This is a genomic window from Streptomyces sp. NBC_01224, from assembly GCF_036002945.1.
Lineage (GTDB): Bacteria > Actinomycetota > Actinomycetes > Streptomycetales > Streptomycetaceae > Streptomyces.
In genome coordinates, this window is the sequence record NZ_CP108530.1 from 1 (window position 1) to 19,962 (window position 19,962).

Genomic DNA, 19,962 nt, shown 5'->3' on the forward strand with positions numbered 1-19,962 from the left:
TACCACATCGCTGCGCGATGTGCAAGCGAACCACCGCGCTTTGCGCGGTGGTTGCGCACCCGCTCCGCGGGTGCGGACTCTGGTGCTGCGCACCAGAGTTGACTCCGTTTCACGGAGTCTGCGCTTCGCGCAGTGTGCCCGGCAGAGCCGGGCCAACTCCCTCCGCTTCGCTCCTGGAGTTGGGGGCCGGCCCGCGTTGCGGGCCGGTGGGCCCCGCTGTGCGGGGCCCTGTCTGGCGGGATGTCAGGCGCGAGTGATCGGAACTCTTGTAAGGGAGTTGACGGATACTTCGCATCCGTCTGATGGTGTGTCCGCTGCGCTCCCCCACCCTGGTTCTTCCGGCTACGCCTCCAGGACCTGAAGCCCGCTACGCGGGCTTGGCTGGCTACAAGGGGTGGGGGGTCGCTCGTCCGTATCGGGTTCCAGTGTAGTGGGTGCATCAAGTTTGATTCAGCATGTACCGTTGGCAGAAACGAGTGACATACTGATGGCTTGGGGACCACTGATGGGCAACGCGCAGGCTTATCCGATCTACCGAACCTTTGACGCAGCAAGCATTATTTCTGTGGCTTTCGATCTTGTCCGGTGCGGAGAGGGTTATGAAGGCGAGACTGGATACCTCGATGCAGAGCTGGGCGATGTCGATGATGTGCTGAAGGCTCGTAACCTCTTTCCGGATGCGTGGTTCTCCCACCGTCGTTCTAACTTTCGGGGTGCCGACCTGTCTGATGACGCCGCGGTGTTGACTGGACTGCTGCCCATGCAGCTTGATGCGGAGGAAGTCTTGGAGGGGGACGTTCTCTCCAGGGCCGTAGAGGTGCTGCGCCCTGCGGTGTGGGGGCAGCTCGCGTGGATGGCTCTCAGGTGGCCGGCCATACCGGAGCTCGGCCTAGGACCTGAGTACGCACGCACAGGCGTTCAGGCCTGCTTCAACATCGATGCCAACCATGAACCAGTGGCGGGACATACGGTCTACGTCCACGTCTATCCCGGTGATGAAGACAGAGCACGTCACCTTGCTCGCATGATCGGAAAGGACGTCATCGGCCCTCCTGAGCACGGTTGGTGAGAATTTATTTTACGGCGACGGTTGAACAGGCGAGATGAGAGAGCGAGCAGAGTGAAGGGTTATTTTCAGCTTCGAGAGCATCAGGTAGATCAGAAGGAAAAATTCCGGAGGTGGGTTGGTTTTCCTGCAAGGTCATCTGTGCCCCCGCAGGGTGGCCGGGGCACGATCGTGTCAGCGACCGGCTCGGGCAAGACGATCACGGCCGCCGCGTGCGCGCTGGACTGCTTCCCGGGCGGCCGGATCCTGGTGACCGTGCCAACCTTGGACCTGCTCGTGCAGACCGCCCAAGCGTGGCGCCTGGTGGGCCACCGGGCCCCGATGGTCGCGGTGTGCTCGCTGGAGAACGATGCGGTCCTCAACTCGCTGGGGGTGCGCACCACCACCAACCCGATCCAACTGGCCCTGTGGGCCGGGTCCGGGCCGGTCGTCGTGTTCGCCACGTACGCCTCCCTGGTGGACCGCGAGGACATCGACGCACCGATGGGCCAGGGGAAGGTTCGTGGGCCGTTGGAGGCCGCTCTGGCGGGCGGAGAGCGGCTCTATGGCCAGCAGATGGCGGGCTTCGACCTCGCGATCGTGGATGAGGCACACGGCACCGCTGGTGATCTTGGTCGTCCGTGGGCGGCGATCCATGACAACGCCCGTATCCCGGCGGCCTTCCGGCTCTACCTGACCGCCACGCCGCGCATCCTCGCCGCGGCCCGGCCGCAGAAGGGCGCGGACGGCCAGGAGGTGGAGATTGCGACCATGGCCGACGACCCGGACGGCACGTACGGCGCGTGGCTCGCAGAACTCGGTCTGAGCGAGGCGATCGAGCGCGAGATCCTCGCCGGGTTCGAGATCGACGTGCTGGAGATCCGCGACCCCTCCCCCGTGATCGGGGAGTCCGAAGAGGCGCGGCGCGGCCGGCGCCTGGCCCTCCTGCAGACCGCGCTCCTGGAGCACGCCGCCGCGTACAACCTCCGCACGGTCATGACGTTTCACCAGAAGGTGGAGGAAGCCGCCGCGTTCGCGGAGAAGCTGCCTCGGACCGCTGCCGAGCTGTACGTCAACGACGCATCCGACGAGGACCTGGCCGCCGCGGACAAGCTGCCGAAGTCCTCCATCGACGCGGAGTTCTACGAACTCGAGGCCGGCCGCCACGTACCCCCGGACCGCGTCTGGTCGGCGTGGCTGTGCGGCGACCACCTCGTCAGCGAGCGGCGCGAGGTGCTGCGCCAGTTCGCAGGCGGCATCGACGCCGCCAGCCGCCGGGTCCACCGCGCGTTCCTCGCGAGCGTTCGCGTGCTCGGGGAAGGCGTCGACATCACCGGTGAGCGAGGTGTGGAGGCTGTCTGCTTCGCGGACACCCGCGGTTCCCAGGTCGAGATCGTGCAGAACATCGGCCGGGCGCTGCGGCTCAACAAGGATGGCAGCACGAAGGTGGCCCGGATCATCGTGCCGGTGTTCCTGGAGCCCGGCGAAGACCCGACCGACATGGTCGCCAGCGCCTCGTTCCGGCCCCTTGTGGCGGTTCTCCAGGGCCTGCGCAGTCACGATGAGCGCCTGGTCGAACAGCTCGCCTCCCGCGCCCTCACCAGCGGCAAGCGCAAGGTCCACGTCCAGCGCGACGAGGACGGACGGATCGTCGGAGCCAGCGGCCAGGACCACAGCGAGGACCAGGAGCAGGACGACACCCACGCCGCCGCCGAGTCCGCCCTACTCCACTTCTCCACCCCTCGTGACGCCGCGACCATCGCCGCATTCCTGCGCACCCGGGTCTACCGGCCCGAGAGCCTGGTCTGGCTCGAGGGCTACCAGGCCCTCCTCCGCTGGCGAGCCGAGAACGAGATCACCGGCCTCTATGCCGTGCCCTACGACGTTGAGGTCGAGGTGGGCGTCACGAAGGACTTCCCCCTTGGGAGGTGGGTGCACCAGCAGCGGAAAGCACTGCGGGCCGGGGAGCTGGAAGCGCGGCGCAAGACCCTGCTGGACGCACCCGAAGCCGGGATGGTCTGGGAGCCCGGCGAAGAAGCCTGGGAGAACAAACTCGCCGCGCTCCGCTCCTACCAGCGGGCCACCGGACACCTCGCACCCCGGCAAGACGCGGTATGGGGCGAGGGCGAGGCGATGACGCCCGTCGGCCAGCACATGGCCAACCTCCGCCGGAAGGGCCAGAAGAACGGCCTGGGCAAGGACCCGGAGCGGGCGGCGGAACGCGCGGCGCAGCTCACCGCGATCGACCCGGACTGGGACTGCCCCTGGCCACTGGACTGGCAGCGGCACTACCGGGTGCTCGCGGACCTGGTCGACGCCGATGGCGTGCTGCCCGAGATCCAGCCTGGCGTGCTGATGGACGGCGATGACATCGGCAAGTGGCTGGAGCAGCAGAAGCAGCCGGTCACCTGGGCGAAGCTCCTCCCCGAGCAGCAGGAGCGGCTGACCGCGCTGGGCGTCCAGCCCGCTGAGGCGGCGCCTGCCGCCCAGGCTGCCCCGCGTACGGCGAAGGGCCCGAGCAAGGCACAGCAGGCGTTCCAGCGAGGCCTGACGGCACTCGCGCAATGGGTCGAACGGGAAGGCGTGGGCCGACCGGTACCCCGGAAGGCGGTGGAGACCTTGCCCGACGGAACCGAGACCAAGCTCGGCATCTGGTACAGCAACACCAAGTCCAGGCGGGACAAGCTCACCGCCGAACAACTCGACGCACTACGCAAGCTCGGGGTGGAGTGGGCCGTGTAGCGTCCGGTGCTGGTTTCAATAGCAAGTCGCTTCCGCATCGGCAGACATCACCCTCGGAGAGCATGTGCACATGAGAGAAGTACGCAAGAGAATCATGGCCGTATCCGGAATGCTGGCGGCTGTCGTCCAGGACGGCTTCAAGTTCCCGGCAGGAGTGGGCTCTCGGTGATACCCCAGATCCAGAGGGCGCGTTCGGGTGGACAGTGGCTCGGGACACGGGCCGCCCTCCGCGTTCCCGTCGTACTGATAACTCTCGTCGCCGGCGCGGTGGGAACCGCCTCCTGTGGCCAGGACAGCCCCGGCGTGGCATCGCCACAAGCGCCGAGGACAGTGGCACCTCGTCCCGAGCCGTCCGCAACACAGACCCTGCCGCAGGCCTCCGATCTGCCCAAGCATGCGGTGACCAGCGACAAACAGGCCACGCTTAGCCCGGGCAGGACGATGGCCACGGGATACACCGGGAACGATTTCCTCACCGGACTGGCGAAGGACTGGAAGATCCGACTCGAAAAGCCCATCGAGCAGGAGATGCCCAACGGGAAAATGAGGACGTACGTTCACGGGCGCGGCAAGAACGGGATGACCGTGTCGGCCGGCTACGCCGATCACAAGAACATGTCCTCCCTGCTGTGCCGCGCGGGTACGAAGGAACCAGGCGATTTCGAGTTCCTGGCTTCCTGCACAGGTCTCGACGTCGCCGGAATCGACCATGACAAGGCGTCCTCGTGGCTCGACCGGGCGAAGAAGGAGACCGACTCCCTGTACGAGAAGCAGGTGACCAAGACGGGAATCGAAAAGGAGTACGTTGTCAGCGGAGTGTTGGTCTCGGGCCCGGTGAGGATGGTTCTGCACCGCGCATACGAGAGGTACTCACTGAGGATCCTCGGAGGCGCAGCGGCGTAGCGGCATCAGCAGGATTCCAGGGTCAAGGCCCCTCGTCGACCTCGGATTGAAGTGGGCAGCACAGGACCCGGAGCGGGCGGCGCAGCGCGCGGCGCAGCTCACCGCGAACGACCCGGACTGGAACTGCCCCTGGCCACTGGACTGGCAACGCCACCACCGCGTCCTCGCCGACCTGGCCGATGCCGACGGCCAGCTGCCCGGCATCACACCCGGCGTCCTCATGGACGGCGACGACATCGGACTGTGACTGGAGCAGCAGAAGCCCGGACACCTGGGCGCGGCTCCTCCCCGAGCAAGGCGCAGCAGGCGTTCCAGTGCGGGCTGACGGCACTCGCGCAGTGGGTGCACGCACAGCCATGGCATGCACCTCAGCACTTTGCTCGTTGCCCTGTTGCGTACCCAAAGACGCCCACGCAGCACTGGCAATCGGCGGGTCGAACCGGGGCGCTCTGCCCTCGGTCCGTCACCGTCCCTGTCTCCCGTTCTGCGTCTGTAGCCCAGGTTTGCCCATCGTGTGCCCTGTACGGCGGATCTCGATCGTGGGAGGCCGCGTCTGTGAGAGGTATGGCAGCGCAGACAGCCATAGGGGTCAAGCGCCGGGGAGAGTCGTGGGGGAGATCAGCGACGGAATTGAGCGAGCGCTGCTGACGCGCCCGGTACCTACAGGCGCCTCGGCACTGCGTTTCCTCATGAGGGCCGAGAAGGGCTCCACGAAGAAGGTGGCACGCCTCCTGGGCGTTTCACAGCGCACCGTGCAGCGGTGGGTGACAAAGAAGCCCGGAACACGTCGTCCGCCAGGTGCGCAGCATGCCCAGGCGATCGAGGAAGCGGTCCTGGCTCGGTGGCAGCCCCGAATACGGGCCCGTCGGCGTGCCCAGGCCGAGGCGGAGGGCTTCGTCTTCCACACCAGGGCGCGATTCGGGTTCGCGGCTCCTGCAGGCTCCTCGGACGACCCGCGGGTGCGGTGGATCACCCAGTACCTGCCTGGAGAGGTCGCCCGGGAACTCTTCGCCGCCCGGGATGCCGGCGCAGGCGAGCAGCAGCAGATGGTGATCCTCGCTCGCGCGCTGGGGCACGCCTACTTCCGCGACGGGGGCCACCGCGCCCACGGCCTGCACATCGCCTTCAGCGACCTCGAGTTCGCCGACTTCTCGATCGGCTGAGCCTGGCCCGTCGCGTAACAACGTCAGGGTGTTCAGCGTCGTGGGGACCTGGCGCGGCTGGCCGGTACCGCTTCGTACCTCTCGGCTTCCTGCCGCTCGCGCCAGTCCCACTCCACACGGCCGACCGGGCCTTTGCGGCGAGCCGCGAGCGGCTGGGGCGGGCGCAGCCTGGCCGTCTCCGCCACGCGCAGCAGGTGCCCACGGTCCCCTGGCGCGGCAAGCAATTCCTGCTCCTCGCCGGAGGCGAGGCGGGTGAAGCAGGCCGCGGCCCGCAGGAAGCCGCCGGCCCAGGGCGGTACGGGGTAGGCGGCGCAGCCGTCGGTGTAGCGGGCGCGGTCGTGCAGGGCGAGCATGGCCGCGGCGTCGTCGTAGTCGCGGGGGCGGGCGGTGGCGAGTTGCTGGAGGGAGGCGCCGGTGAACAGTGCGGCAGCGACGGCCGCGGCCAGGCGAGGATGTGCGGTCGCCGCGTGCAGCCGGTGGGCGACGCGCCGGGCGGTGGGCGCGGTGAGAGGCGCGGGCGGTGGGCGGTGCCGCCAGGCGATCGACGGTGGCGTGCACGGGTCGGCGCAGGGGCGGGGGCTGTCGTAGGAGACGAGGCGGTCCAGTGCGGGCAGGTTGAGCCACCGGCCGACTGGCCCGGCGGGCTCGTCTGCGGGCGGGGGTTCGGTGACAGGCGTGCCGTAGTAGTGGCGGTGGGCAGCCTCGAAGTCGGCGGTGAGGGAGTAGTCGGCCGTCTGCAGGGCCTGGTGGAGAGCGGCGGGGAGGTGTGGGCGGTGGCAGACCAGGGTCAGGTGGATACCGGTGAGGGCCTGTAGCTGCAGGAGGCGCGTCGTGCGGCGGGCGGTGAGGCGGTGGGCGCGCAGGACGGTCAGCCGGGTAATGGGCAGGGCGGTCATCCAGGCGGTAGCTGCTTGCCAGGCGGGCTGACGGCCGGCAAGGAAGCGGCCCGGGAGCAGGGGCGGTTTGCCCAGGGCGGCGAGAAGGTCGTGGGCGAGGCCGGTCTCGCTGGTGGTGCCCGGGCCGGGGTGCAGGGTGATCCGGCCGGACGGCGGATGGTGGGCGGCCAGAGCAGTGTGCGTGTGAATCGCGTCGTCGCCGGGGTCCAGGACCACAGTGATGGACGGCGAAGTCGCGGCGGGACAAACTCAGCGCGGAACAGCGCGACGCACTACGGAAGCTGAGCGTGGACTGGGCATGAGTTCCGGCGGAGGGTTGCCTGCCGTGTGCCGGGAGGCAGCCCTTTACGGCGTGGGGTGATCCAGAGACCGCTAAGGCACCATGCCTGGGTGGACATAGACATTGCGAGGAGCAGCTCAAGCGGTTCGCCGGGCTCGGACCGTCATATTGGTTTGGTGAGGTTCGGGCTGGGCCGGTAGTGGGCGACTCCTGCGTAGGACATCCCCAGTGAGGTGGTGAGGGTCTTGGCGTCGAGTTCATCGGCGAGGGTGAGCAGGCGAGTAGAGCGCAGGATGCGGGGCCGGAGGCCAGTAGGGGCGAGGGTGTCGCGGATGTGAGCGGCGCCGGCGGGGCCGTGGTGGGTGCGGGTGAGCCGAGTGACGAGCAGGTGGGGGTTGTCCGAGCCCAGTTGGTGTCGGTGTTCTTGGCAGCGTTGGAGTGCGGTCCAGGTCGCGTCGTCGAGCGGGATGGCCAGGGATCTGCCGGGGAAGTGGACGCTGTGGTGATGGGGGTTGATCCCGGTGTCAGAGAGCTGGCGCAGCTCGGTGATGGTTGCTGCGTGGAGCAGGGCGGCGAGGCCGATGAATGCCTCGTGCGGGTGTATGTCGTGGTGGGTGGTCCACCGCTGGTACAGGGTGCGCTGCTGGGTCAGGGTGAGGGTGGGACCTTTGAATCCCCTGTGCTGTACGGCATTTATGGGGTCGGTGGGGTTGTGGAGGATGGCTTTGGAGTAGTGGGCGTACGCGAAGAACTGGCGCAGTCCCGCGAGTCGGGATGCGCGGAGGGCCGGGTTGAGGGCCAGGAAGGATTCCAGATGGGCGGTGGTGACACTGGCCCAGTTCGTGTGGCCCTCGGTGTGGAGGTGGAGGGCCAGGTCGCGGACGGCAGTAAGTCGGATCTCGATGGTTTTCAGCTGGTTGGGGCGTAGTCCCAGTTGTTCGGCTTGCTCGCGCTGTCGCAGGAGGAAGGCGGCGAACTTCTTGGCCTGGGGGCGCAGAGGGGTGGGTGTGGCCTCGATGCGGCGGGCTCGGCGTTCTGTTGCTCGTCTGTCGGAGCGGCGTGGTGGTGGGTCGAGGTGGCCGTGGGTGCGGAAGAAGTCGGTGAGCGCTCCGACGAGTTCGGGGGCATCGCTTTTAGCGCGGGCGAGGAGGCTGCAGGGGTCGCAGGACTCGGCGTGGAGGAGCAGGCGCGCGGTGGTGGCGATGAGGTCGGCCGCGTAGATCGGGTGTCGGTGCGCTGCGAGGTGTACGGCGAGGTCGCTCCACCAGGAGGGCGGGGCGGGCATGCGCTTGGCCCAGCCCGCCGCGCGGGTCAGGACTGTGTGGGGTGAATGCTCGTAGCAGCGCTTGCAGAGGCCTTTGGCCCACCGGCCGCTGGTTCCGCATTGCTCGCAGTGGGCTGGGGGCGGGGCGGCAGTGGGATCGGTACAAGCTCGGCAGCGCTGGGTCGCCGCGTCGAGGGCACGTCGGCGTCCGCAGTGCTGGCAGGGGCCCCGAGCTCGTTCTCCGGCGGATCGGCGTCGGCATGCCGCGCACAGGTCCTGGGCGGAGCGCCGTGGTGCGCCGCAGAGCGTGCAGGTGCGTGAGCACCAGGGGCAGCGGCCGGTGTCGGGGTGCAGCCAGCGCAGTCGGTGGCAGGCCGGGCAGTTGTCTTTGACACGAGAGGGTGTGGCACGGGTGGTCGTGGGCGGGTCCGTCGCGGGGTGTGCGGGGCGGGGTGCGGTCACAGCGGTGGCAGGGATCGGTGGCTGGGCACGGGCTGCTGTCGAGGTGGTGGGGTGGTGCGTGGTCCAGGTGGTGGGGGTATGGCGGGCTCGCCGACGGTAAGCAGGTCGCCTGGGGTGCAGTCCAGGGCGGCGCACAGGGCGGCCAGGGTAGAGAGCTTCACCTGGGAGGGCTGTTTGGTGAACAGGGCGGACACCGATGCCGCAGACAGCTCGAGACCGGCCCGCTCGGCGAGCAGGCGGCGCAGTTCGGTGCCGGTCCAGATACCGCGCTGTGCCGCGGTCATCCGAAGTCTCCACTCCACCTGCGGTGGCGGGGGCATGGGCTCGACGGCGTGCAGAGGGGGTGGTGTGGTCATGGGTGTCCTGCCCTGGGGTCAGCTGGCCAGGTTAGTGACGGCGGTCGACGTGGCGCGGCGCCAGGCGTCTTCGACGAAGGTGAGCGAGGGCCGCACGTAGGCCATCGTCGAGGCGATGTGCCAGTGACCGAGGAGCTGCTGGACGGTGAGCAGGTCCATGCCCTTCTCGTAGTGTGGGTCGCGCAGGCCCGGCGCAGATCGTGCGGGGTGAACCGGTCGTCTGCGGGGCGGCCTTCCAGGTCCAGGAGGTGGCAGAGGCGGTCGCGTACGGTGTCCGGCTTCAGCGGCTGGCCGTGGGCGTCGCAGAACAGCGGGGCGGTGTCGGGGAAGAAGGGGCGTACGTCTCCCAGGTACCAGGCGAGGATCTGGTCCAGTCCGTCGAGCATGGGTGCCCATCTCGGGCGGGGCCCCGAGGTGTTGGCCGCCTTGCCGAATCGGACGTGGAGTTTGCCTGTCGGGCCGAGTGCGGGATGGACGTCGCATTGGTCGAAGCGAATGGCTTCGCTCACTCTGGGAGCGGAGTGGTAGAGGGTGCGCAGCAGTGCGTAGTCCCTTGCCGCGGCCGGGTAGTCGGACGTGGTGGTCAGGCGCTGGCGGGCGAAGGCGAAAAACGCGGTGAGGCGCTCGGCGGTGGGCGGCAGGATGCGCGGGGTGTCGTCGAAGACATGGCGCAGCCGGTTGAACCGGTCCAGCGGGTTGGCCACTGGGGTGCCGTACAGGGTGCGGATCTCGGTGGCGTAGCGGGCCTGGATGAAGGTGTGGAACGTGCGGAGCATCTGCAGGTACTGGCGTCTGGTCCCCGCCGCCCGCCCCGCCACCACCAGGGAGTGGAGCATCGCGTCCACATCGGCCGGCTCGATCTGCCACACCGGCCGGTCATAGTGGTCCAGCACCCGTTGCAGCAGCGACGTGTAGCAGCCGATCGTGGTGGGAGCGAAGCCTCTCGCTGTCCATGTCGAGGCGAATGCCTGCACGCAGCGGGTCTGGAACGCCCACACATCGGGTACCTGCCCGGCCTCGGGAGCAGGGCCGCAGAGCCCGCCCTCGACCAGCCGAAGAAACGGCTTCCCCGCCACACTCCACCACCAACCAGCAATGACTCTTGGTTAAGGCGGCACCTGAACAACCTCTGTGCCACCGAATCCATCAACGAGACAGCTGCAGAAAAGCAACCCTCACCTCACGAATAACCCGGTCATCCACACGCCTCCCCGTTGAGCCACTGGGCCTCATCCACCAGGAAGGTACGGGGGCGCTCGGCCAGGGCGGTTTTCAGCAGGCGGTCGAACTCGCTGGGGTGGCGCGGTGGTTCCCCGGCCAGGTCGAGCGCGGTGAACAGTTCGTAGCGCACCGCTCGGGCGGTGGGCCGGGCCCGGAAGGTGATCTTGCGGACGTCCTCGTGCGGTTCGAGGTTTCGCAGGCAGGTGTTGACGGCGAGGGTCTTGCCGAAGCCGGCGCCGCCGTGGATGCACATCATGGCGCGGGCGGCGACGGTGTCGGTGATGTTCTCCCGGGCGGTGAGCAGGGCGCGGGTGGTGACCACGGACGCATCGGGCAGGTCGACGTACTGGTAGGTGGCCGCGGTCACGAGGCGTCTCCGTCTTCGTCGGTGGTGGGACGTGCGGCCCGTCCGTCCGAGCCGTCCGGGGCTGTAGCGGTGGAGTCACGGCCGGACGGGAGCGGGACGGGCAGGCCTGGCGTGGTCAGCGCGGCCAGGGAAGCTGGGGTGCGCCAGTCGGCCGGGGGCGCGGCGGGCGGGATGAGGTCCGGCAGCGCGATCTGCGCGAGGTCGGTGTCGGCAGTCTGGGCAAGTTCCGCCTCGGCCTGCGCGGTGGTCAGCGCGCCGAGCCGCCGAGGCGCCTCCGGCTGGTTCACGGCGGCGTAGCGCTCGCGTTGGGAGGCCTCCAGGTCCTTCTTCAGGCGGCGGGTGCGGGCGGCCCGCGCTCTTCGTACAGCGCTGATCTGTTCGTCGGTGGCCTGGTCGGCCAGGTCCGCGGGACCCAGGTAGCGGCCAGTGGCGGCGTGGTAGACCTCGATGCGGTGGTCGTGGTGGGGCATGAAGCGGACCCTGACCTGGATCCCGGCCTGGCCGGTCATCCACGGCCCCACGTAGTCGCGTTTCCTGAAGCGGATGCCGCGGGTGGTCAGCGTGCGAGTGCCGGCGTCCTCCAGGGTGAACGTCCACAGATCTGTTGCGGGCACGTCCCGCAGCGGGGTGGGATCGTCCTGCCACGCCTCAAGCGGAGTCTTGCCCCGCAGCGGCGCCGGGCGGTGCTCGGTGTTCCACCAGAGCGTCCAGGCCAGCAGCCGGGCGGTGAAGTCCTCGAAGCCGAGCAGCACTTCGTCCTTCGGGCGGGAAGCCCGTTTGCCGGGGCGGGGCTGGCGGGCGTAGCCGGGCAGCGCGGCCAGGAACATGCTCTCCACCGCCCGGTTGAGGCCCTCCACGGTGCCCTTGAGGTGGGGGGTGTAGGCGGGCAGGTCCTCCACCGTCACGTCCAGGAGATCGAACGCGGCGGTCACCGTCCTGGACAAGAAGTCCTTGCCGCGGTCCACCCGTACCTTCTCCGGCAGACCACCGAACGGACCGTAGGGCTCCTCCCGCAGGACCGCAGAGCGCAGCGCGGCCAGCACCGACTCCCGCGACGGATGCACCGGCGTGACGGCCACCCCGGTGATCGCGTTGGTGGCGCAGTCGGTGAACCAGGTGATCCACGGCCTGCGGGCCTTGCCCTCGACATCGACCAGCACCGGCGCCTGCATGTGGTCGGTCTCCCACACCTGGTTGCGCCAGCCCCGCGGCCGGGCCAGGAACACATCATGCTTGCGCGCCGCCCGCTCCCCACCCGCAAGCCCGGCCCGCTCCCCCGGCATCAGATCACGACGGATCGCCCGGTGCAGCGTCGTCAACGACGGCACATCCGGCGGCAGAGCTGTACCCGGCGGCGGCCCGGCCTGTGTACCGACATCAGCTACTGGGCGCCCGGCCGCGCGGGCAGCGAGCTCACGCTGCACCGCGGCGACATTGCCCTTCCACAGCGCCAGCAGCGCGCGGACCTCCGGTGTGATCGTGAACCTCGTGCCGGTCTGGGCCCGTGCCCCGGGCTCGTCAGCTGCCCGTTCGTCGCGGCCGGCTTCGGCCAGCCACCGCCACACGGTGCGCTCCGACACCCCCAGCGCATCCGCCGCCACCCGGACATGGCCGGTCTTCAGCTCGCCCCGCACCCGCAGAGCGAGCAGCCGACGCACCGCCACACCGCGCAGCGCGGTACGCGACGCTTCCGGAAGCCCGCCCCGCCCGGCGCCGACCGCACCACCGTCTTCCATCTCCCCCTCCTGTCCGCACATTCGCTCAGACCGGAGGGCTCAAACGCCGGAACAGACGCCGCAGCAGCGCCCGGTCCACCGTCGCATCCGGCACGGTAAGCAGCGCGTTCTGCAGATGCGTCGTCAAGGCAGCCCAGGTACGGAAGACACCGTGCGTGCAGGACTGGTCGATCCACGCCACCTCCCCACCCGCGACGCCAGCCCACAGCGGATGAAAGGCAGACACCGTCGCAGCCACCTCGCTCCCGGCGAGACGCCCTACCTCCTGCCACGCGCAGACCCGCGACGCCAACTGCGGCACACGCGCCACCGCGCGCTCGCTACCCGCCCCGCACAGCACCAGCGCCACCCGGGCCTGCGGGTGGTCCCACAACGACTGCAGATACTCCAGACACGGCGCTGGCAACCGTTGTGCCTCATCCACCACCAGCACCCGAGCCTCGTCCAGGGCGCCGACGATCCGCTCATCGGCCTCGGCCGAACGGTGCGGAAACCGGCCCGGCAACACCAGAGCCTCGAACACCGCCCGCCGCAGTTCCGACACCGACGGACGCACCGGCACCCGCACCCACGACACGCCCCAGCCCACCGGCGGATCCGACAGCGCCATCCGCAGCGCCACCGTCTTGCCCCGCCCCGCATCCCCGAACACACACGCCGCGCCCCCGGCCGCCATCGCCTGCCCCACCGCCTCGGCCACCGCACGCACCGACGCCGTACGCACCGCCTGAGCCCCCATCGGCACCACCACGCCCGGCACGTCCCCCGCCGGCGCGGCCTCCCGCCCTGCGGGCGTCAGCTCAGCCGGACCAGCCGCGGCACAAGCAGACGGCGTGCCGGTGCCCACACCCGCGACGGCAAGGTCTGCCAGAGCCTGCCGGGCCTCCCGCTCAGCCCGCGCCCGGCGTACCACGGCACGGTCCGGCAACACCCGCCCCGAGGCCAGCTCACGCTGAACCGCTCGGTACACCGAAGCCAGCGACACTCCCGCATCCCCGTCCCCGCACTCCTTCAAATGCCGGTAGAACACAGACACATTGCCGCCCGCCTGCGCCAGTACCTCCCACGCCTCCTCCGACAACTCGAACCGGGAACGCCTCCGACGCTCCACACGGCCCTCACTGCGCGCCGCCTCCACCCACCGCCACACCGTCCGCGGATGCACCCCCGCCAACTGCGCCCCCGCCCGCACATGCGCCGACGTCACACCACCAGCCGCATCCAGCTGAAGCAACCGCCCCACCAACACCGGCCGCGACACCGAGACCAAGCCCTCAAGCTCCCGCTCCCCCACCCGGTCCTCCCCCGGCCACACGCCCGACAGAAGACCACCGTGAACCCACCCGCCCCGCAAAAAGATCAGAAATACCGTTCCCGTGACAGCGACACGAGATGGGGTGTACCGCCCCACGACAGTGGCATCGGCAACAGACACCACCCCACGTCAGTGACCCCGCCCCGACCTCAACACCCCACCAGCACAAACACCCCCACCTGACACCCCGTCACTGACACCCACCCACTGACACCAAACCGGCACATCGCAGCATGAGTGCGTCCGCTGCTCTGCCTCGACCTACCCCAGGTCCCCCGACTACTTGTGACGAGGTCGGCTGAAGCTCAGCTTCGAAACAGTGCGTCAATCCAGGCGTCGCCGGGTGGCGGCACGAAGAAGTACCCGCCGCCAGTGGTGAGCATGTACTTCGCCATGGCCTCGCCCGCCAGTCGCTTCTGCACGGCTTCGAAGCCCTTGGCAAGGTCACGTTGGAAGCAGGAGAAGATCAGCCCGCTGTCGCCGTTGCCGCGGTCGTAGCTGTAGCTGCGGCGCACCAGGGGCGGCAGGTTGCGTCGATCAGGGGCGGCAAGCCGCACATGCGAATCCAGGGGTGTGGCCTTGCCGTTGGGGTCGGCGGCGAAGCTCGGCTGCTCGTCGGTCGGGGTACCGTCGAGCCATCGGCCGTCACGTCGACGCCCGATGATGCGTTCTTGCTCGCGGACGGAGTCTTTGTCCCACAGCTCGGTGGCGAACCGCACGATCCGCACCACTTGATAGCTGCCACCCACGGCCCAGTCCGGTTCGCCCTGGTCATCCCGAACCAGAGCACGGTCCGTGATACCGCGGACATCATCCGGGTTCCCGAACCCCTCGGTGAAGTGAAACGGATTACGCGCGAGCCCTCGGCCGCCCTCAACTCTGTTCTCAGCCCGGAGCCCCTCGACCTGCCACCGCACCCGCCACCCGTCGGCCGACTCCATCAGCTGCTCGACCGCCTCGCTCACCGTCGACGGATCAGGCCCGGCTACTTGCACAACCACGTCCCCATGTGACTGTGTCGAATCTAGAAGGTCCCCGTCGAAGGAAGGCATCTCCCGCAGGCGTGAGGGAAGTTGCGCTCCGCGCTTGGCGAGACGGCTCCCCAATCCAAGCCAGGAGTCGACACTGCCGCGGTCAGCCGCCACCACGGCCTGCTGCAATCGGGCCATCGCCGTCCCCGCGTGCACGGCCCGACCACCAGCCAGGTCAAGGGCCATTACTTGCGTATGCGAGGCGGGCAGCACGCCCCGCAGCGAAGGCAGCGCATGCGGTGTGGCCCCAGTTTTTGACTGAAAGGGCGCGGAATTCATCGCAATCGCCCCAACACCACCTGCAGCTACCAGTGCCGAACCCACCAAAACGCCCCGTCTGCTCCTCATGCCCACATTCCCAGTCTCCAGATAAGCGAACGAGGCTGCTGCGCTGGTGAGCCCCCGAGCGCCCAGCGACTCCCGGCCGCTCGAAACCACATCATGCTATTGCCTACCCACACGTTCATCCATGGCTTCCACCCAGCGCGGGCGCGATCGGACTATGGCGCACTGCCGGTTGGCGGGCTGAGTCGTTCGGCTGCAACCCCCGTGACGAGATGCTCCAACGCCAAATCTCCAACACCCAACCTGAAAACCCAAGCCCCAAGAAGATAAATGATGCCCTCTTCGTCAATTGCAAGGAAGAACTCCCCCTGGCCCACTTCCCCCAACGGAAAGAATTTGCGATCGAACATTTCAGACATCTCCGCAAATCTCCCTTCCTCTCCGAGGGCGAGCTCTGGGTCGAACTGGAATGGCTCCCTTGCGCAGGTGACCCCGGGACCTGCGATGTCCACTCGAATACCGCCAAACTCTTGAAGAAATTCCTCCGCTGCGGCATGCCAGGTGAAATCGGGCAGCGCTGCCCTCCATTGCGCAAGATCAAAACGGCGATGCGGGAACCAGCCGGATCGCAGAAGAATGCTCTCTACCGCAAGGGAGAATCTGGGCATGTAGCTAGCCCTTCCTGAAGTCAATACCGAAGTGCTCCACGAGCACCCGGCAACTCGGGCACGGCCCAATGAGTAGTTTGAAGTTCGCGTTCGTTCTAGCGCGTCCCATAGTGGCCGCAGCGGTGGAACCAGTCGGATCGAGACCGGCGTCCAAGGCTTCCGTCAAACACTGCACCAAACCACAACCTCCGTGATTATTCCCGCGCGCAGCGGCCGGGATGGAATCGAGGATGCCCTGGATGACTGGATGCACCCGTCGTGTACCTAACCCTCCATCACTACGACCCACGATGGGAGCATGTCCGGCAACTTGCAAAGCCTCAATCACTTGCGGACGCTGAGATTTCGTGAGGTCCGCAACTGCCTCTGCTTCCGCATGGACTGCACTAACGACGTCACAGTTATGAACCAGAACCGGAGTGGCACCTGCGAGCACATAGTACGTATGGAGGTTGTCAACGGTGAGGTTGTAGACCCTCGTTGACTGAGTGCGATGGTGCGTGGCGGTGATCTGGACCCAGGTGCCTGCGCTCGTCTGCAGCCATTGCCCTGCCTTGAGGTCTCCGGCCTCTACCCATTGGTGGAGTGCAGGGACCCAGAAGGGGTGGCCGTCAGTGGCGGTGATGCTGCTGGCCTTCGTGTGGTCGGTGGCGATGGTGAGGTCGACGAACCGCTTCTCCCCGTTGCCCTCAATGAGGGCGGTAACAGTGCGAGGGCCGGTTTCGCCGGTTTCTGGATCGGCGGACAGAACCTTGTCACCGATCTTGACGTCCTTGATCGGCTTGCTTGTGCCGTCCGCCATGACGACCGGAGTATCGGCGGTGAAGCTGTTGTGCGTCAGACAGCTCCCGGCGCGCAGGGAACTTCTGGCGGCCATGAAGGCGCCCAGGGCTTCGCCGGCCATGCCGAGCATGCAGCCGGTCAGGGCGGCGTTGCCGACCTGTCCCCAGTTGACCTTGCGGCCGGAGAGTCGCTGGAATGCCCAGTCGAGGCCGCCGTCTATGAGTCCGCCGATGGCGCAGGCGGCGATCATGGGGTTGTTGCCGGTGGGGTCGGTGTAGGTGGTGGGTGAGGACAGGGCGTATTGGTAGAGGTTGGTGCCGCCGGCTTGGCCGATGGGGTCTTGGGAGATGAAGCGGCCGGTTTCGGGGTCGTAGTAGCGGTCGCGGTAGTAGAGGAGGCCTGTGCCGTCGTTTTCGCGGCCGGTGAAGGTGTACGGGTTGGAGGAGGCTGCTCCGGAGACGGTGGGCTGGCCGTTGGGGTCGTAGGCGTATTTCGTGGCGATGGTGCCGTCGCTGTTGGCGAGGCCGATCACTGAGCCGAGGGCGTCGGTCAGGTAGACCTGGGTGTTGCCGTTCTCGGTGCGGGTGAGGAATTCGTCCAGCCCGGACGTGGCCACGGTCGCGGTGGTGTCACCCGTGCTGTTCTGTTCGACCAGCGGGTTGCTGCCGTCGGTGAGGAATTTGTTCGTTGTCCCGCCGACGGTTCTGGTGCTGCGGGTGCCCAGGGCGTCGTATCCGAAGCTGCTGTTCTGTCCGGCCTTGGCCAGGCCGGACAGCTGGCCGCGTGCGTTCCAGGTGTAGTCGCGGATGCCGTCGGTCTTGAGCTGGCCGTCCGCGTCGTAGGTGAAGGAGCGGCCACTGTAGGTGGTGATGCGGTTGTCCTTGCCGAAGACCGTGCCGTCCTCGGCCGCGGGCAGTGCCACGTTTGCGAGGGTTCCGGTCAGGCCGGTCTGCAGGCCGCGTTCGTCGCGGGTGTAGTTGAGGTCGCCGATGCTGCTGGTGCCCTGGGCGTAGGTGATGGACTTGATGGTGCCGGTCTTGTCGTAGCCGGTGGTGCGGGCGATGCCGCCCGGCATCGTGGCGGTCTTCTCCCGGCCCACCGCGTCCAGCCCGAACCCGACTTCCAGGGTTCCTGATATGACGGAGGTGAGGATGCTGGACTTGTCGAAGCCGTAGCTGGTCGTCTGACCGCCCGCGGACATGGTCTTGCGGCGGTCGGCAGCGTCGTAGTCGTAGCTGACGGTGCCGTTGGGGCCGGTCACTGTCTTGGGCCGGTCGTAGGTGTCGTAGGTGAAGGACTGGTTGCCGGCCTGGCTGTCGGTGATCTGCTTGAGCAGGTCATGGCCGTCGTAGTCGTAGCTGACACTGGATTCGGCCTGGCCTGCGACGTCGACGCCGTACTGGGCGGTCTTGGCCCGGCCCAGAAGGTCGTAGGTCGCGGTCGCGATCTTCCCTGAGCGGCTGGTCGCCTTCTTCAGCAGTCCGGCCGCGTCGTACTCGAACGTGGCCTGCGCACCCATGGCGTCGGTGGCCGACTTCGGGCGGTCCGCGTTGTCGTATACCCAGCTGCTTGCGTTGTTCCGGGCATCGGTGAGGGTGGTGAGGTTGCCGTTGTCGTCGTAGTCGAAACCGGTGCTCTGGCCGAGGGCGTCGGTGACCTTGCGAGGCTGGTTCAGCTCGTCGTAGACGATCGTGGTGAGTGACCCAGCCGTGTCCGTCAGCGCGGACGCCCTTCCGGCGGCATCGGTGAACTGGCTCGACACCCTGCCCTCAGCGTCCTTGACCGAGGCCAGGTCGCCGTTGCGGTAGGTGTACTCCGTCACCGCATCGGCGTTGTCGGTGACGGTCTTGACCTGACCGTCTGGCGCGTAGGTGAGGGTGGTCTTGCGGCGCTCGGGGTCAGTGACCGTCTGCAGGTTCCCTTGGGCGTCGTAGCCGAAGACGGTGGGATTGCCCAGGGGGTCGGTTGCCTTGGTGGGCTGGTCGTATGGGCCGTCGAAGGCGACCGTGCCCGAGGACCGGGCATTGGACGTGCCCGCCAGCTCCACCGACTTGGTCGCGTACCCGTTGCTGTCGTAGGTCAGCTCAGTACGTTGTCCGTAGGGGTCGATGACCGCGTCGATGCGGTGGTTCGGCCCGCGCACGTACTGCGTCTTACGCTCCAGCGACGACCCGCGGGCGGCAATGTCCAGGACGCCGTACCCGGCCGTGTCGAACTCGACCCGGCGCACTGCCCCGCCCGGCTCTGTCACCTCGGTGGAGGTGATCTGGCCGGTGCCCGTCTGGGTGTAGGCGAAAGAGTACTTCGCACCTTCGGTGAGGACCTGGTCCTTGACCCGGCCTTCCGTGTCGAAGGTGTTGGTCATGTACGTGATGCCGCGAGCGTCGACAGCTGTTTTGATACGGTTCGACGTGCCGTCGTAGGTGTAGGAGCTCACCTTCCCTGCCGGATCGGTGACCGTCTCCAGTCGGCCTGCGGTGTCGTAGGTGTAGGAGGTAGTGCGGCCGGTGTTGTCCCGGGCCTCGCGCACCCTGTGCTGAGCGTCATAAGCGAGGGAAATCCAGCGGCCTCCGGGAGTGGTGATGCGGGTGATCTCGCCCTTGTTGCCGCCCAGGCGGGTCAGCTTGAGCGCGTTGCCATGCCGATCGCGGATCTCCTTCAGCGGTGAATACTGCGGGAAGACCCACACGCTGCCGTCTCGGAAGCGCAGTTCCCACTGGTTGTTGTTATTGAGGATCTTCGAGCCGCGGAAGCCGGTCGGTGTGTCGAGCGGCTCGAAGACGGCATCGGCGTAACCGACACCTGGCGATGTGCGGGTGTAGTGGATCTTCTTGCCGCCGGGCAGATACAGGTCGACCTGTTCGTACTGTTTCTCAGAGTGCAGGAAGGCGTTGTAGGACAGGTCGCGGCCGATGCCGAAGGCGCGCGGATGGGTGTCGCCCTGCCAGTAGGTCCGGTTCACCTCGGCCGGCCCCAGGGGGTCGGGGACGCCCAAGTCGGTTCTGGTGTCGGTGAGCTGGCCGGTAGCCAGGTCGACCGGATCGCCCGAAAGCCAGTCGATGACGTCCTTGAGTCCTGTCAGGTCCCACGGCACGAGGTCGGCGATGTTGAACATGGCGCCGTGAAAGGCCCAGACGCGGGTCTTCGCGTCAGGGACGACCTGGCGGCCGTCTGGACTGACCTGGCCGTGGCCGTAAACGTGCCAGCCCTTGCCTTTGGGGTCGTAGTCCATGAAGTCGACGCGGGCGCCGGGAGCTTCGTGGGTGTAGTTCGGGTAGACGATCTGCGCGCCCTTGGGGAACACAGTGGTGCCGCCCGGCTGCACCGTGAAATAGACCGGGACCACACTGTTCTTGGGCAGCGGGAACGGTGGCCGGTCGATCGGAATGGCCGTGATCCCCAGCTCCGTGACCGGCTTGCCGTTCTCGTCCCGCACCACCGATCC

General features: G+C 67.8%; 15 protein-coding genes. 5 read left to right on the forward strand and 10 right to left on the reverse strand.

All coding sequences use genetic code 11. The features are described 5' to 3' along the window. The first annotated feature begins 505 nt into the window (after positions 1 to 505). The 5 genes from OG609_RS44385 to tpg all read left to right on the forward strand — a co-directional run bounded on the left by OG609_RS44385 (position 506) and on the right by tpg (position 5,853). Positions 506 to 1,069: a hypothetical protein gene (locus OG609_RS44385; RefSeq protein ID WP_327270827.1), complete on the forward strand. Its 564-nt coding sequence runs from the start codon at positions 506 to 508 to the stop codon at positions 1,067 to 1,069. 51 nt (positions 1,070 to 1,120) lie between these two features. Then, a complete protein-coding gene (locus OG609_RS44390) occupies positions 1,121 to 3,787 on the forward strand; it encodes a DEAD/DEAH box helicase (protein ID WP_327270828.1) in 2,667 nt (888 codons plus the stop codon). A 399-nt stretch (positions 3,788 to 4,186) separates the two neighbouring features. After that, positions 4,187 to 4,690, forward strand: coding sequence for a hypothetical protein (locus tag OG609_RS44395; protein WP_327270829.1), 504 nt, complete (start codon positions 4,187 to 4,189; stop codon positions 4,688 to 4,690). Positions 4,691 to 4,736: 46 nt separating this feature from the next. Further along, positions 4,737 to 4,937: a hypothetical protein gene (locus tag OG609_RS44400; protein ID WP_442817920.1), complete on the forward strand. Its 201-nt coding sequence runs from the start codon at positions 4,737 to 4,739 to the stop codon at positions 4,935 to 4,937. Positions 4,938 to 5,298: 361 nt separating this feature from the next. Then, positions 5,299 to 5,853: a telomere-protecting terminal protein Tpg gene (gene tpg, locus OG609_RS44405; RefSeq protein ID WP_442817921.1), complete on the forward strand. Its 555-nt coding sequence runs from the start codon at positions 5,299 to 5,301 to the stop codon at positions 5,851 to 5,853. Between the two features lie 32 nt (positions 5,854 to 5,885). Here tpg and OG609_RS44410 read toward each other — a convergent pair whose 3' ends face one another. From OG609_RS44410 to OG609_RS44455, 10 genes are all read right to left on the reverse strand, one after another. Beyond that, positions 5,886 to 6,965 (reverse strand): hypothetical protein, encoded by a 1,080-nt coding sequence (locus OG609_RS44410; protein WP_327270831.1) that lies wholly within the window; start codon positions 6,963 to 6,965, stop codon positions 5,886 to 5,888. 227 nt (positions 6,966 to 7,192) lie between these two features. Continuing rightward, positions 7,193 to 8,314 carry an integrase gene (locus OG609_RS44415; RefSeq protein WP_327270832.1) on the reverse strand — a complete coding sequence of 374 codons (1,122 nt, stop codon included), beginning with the start codon at positions 8,312 to 8,314 and terminating at the stop codon, positions 7,193 to 7,195. A 437-nt stretch (positions 8,315 to 8,751) separates the two neighbouring features. Next, a complete protein-coding gene (locus tag OG609_RS44420) occupies positions 8,752 to 9,111 on the reverse strand; it encodes a helix-turn-helix domain-containing protein (protein ID WP_327270833.1) in 360 nt (119 codons plus the stop codon). Further along, positions 9,108 to 10,187 carry a tyrosine-type recombinase/integrase gene (locus OG609_RS44425; protein WP_327270834.1) on the reverse strand — a complete coding sequence of 360 codons (1,080 nt, stop codon included), beginning with the start codon at positions 10,185 to 10,187 and terminating at the stop codon, positions 9,108 to 9,110. Before OG609_RS44425 ends, OG609_RS44420 begins: the two co-directional genes overlap by 4 nt. A 119-nt stretch (positions 10,188 to 10,306) precedes the next feature. Then, positions 10,307 to 10,699, reverse strand: coding sequence for an ATP-binding protein (locus tag OG609_RS44430; protein ID WP_327270835.1), 393 nt, complete (start codon positions 10,697 to 10,699; stop codon positions 10,307 to 10,309). Then, complete coding sequence (locus tag OG609_RS44435) at positions 10,696 to 12,357, reverse strand: transposase (RefSeq protein ID WP_442818052.1); 1,662 nt, start codon at positions 12,355 to 12,357, stop codon at positions 10,696 to 10,698. The genes OG609_RS44430 and OG609_RS44435 overlap by 4 nt, the downstream gene beginning before the upstream one ends. Positions 12,358 to 12,460: 103 nt before the next feature. After that, positions 12,461 to 13,729, reverse strand: a complete 1,269-nt coding sequence (locus OG609_RS44440; RefSeq protein ID WP_327270837.1) for an ATP-binding protein — start codon at positions 13,727 to 13,729, stop codon at positions 12,461 to 12,463. Between the two features lie 326 nt (positions 13,730 to 14,055). After that, positions 14,056 to 15,060 carry a Dyp-type peroxidase gene (locus OG609_RS44445; RefSeq protein ID WP_327278441.1) on the reverse strand — a complete coding sequence of 335 codons (1,005 nt, stop codon included), beginning with the start codon at positions 15,058 to 15,060 and terminating at the stop codon, positions 14,056 to 14,058. Positions 15,061 to 15,281: 221 nt separating this feature from the next. Next, on the reverse strand, positions 15,282 to 15,734 hold the full coding sequence (locus OG609_RS44450) for an SUKH-3 domain-containing protein (protein ID WP_327278442.1): 453 nt from the start codon (positions 15,732 to 15,734) through the stop codon (positions 15,282 to 15,284). Between the two features lie 4 nt (positions 15,735 to 15,738). Further along, positions 15,739 to 19,953, reverse strand: coding sequence for an RHS repeat-associated core domain-containing protein (locus OG609_RS44455; RefSeq protein WP_327278443.1), 4,215 nt, complete (start codon positions 19,951 to 19,953; stop codon positions 15,739 to 15,741). Positions 19,954 to 19,962 lie beyond the last annotated feature (9 nt).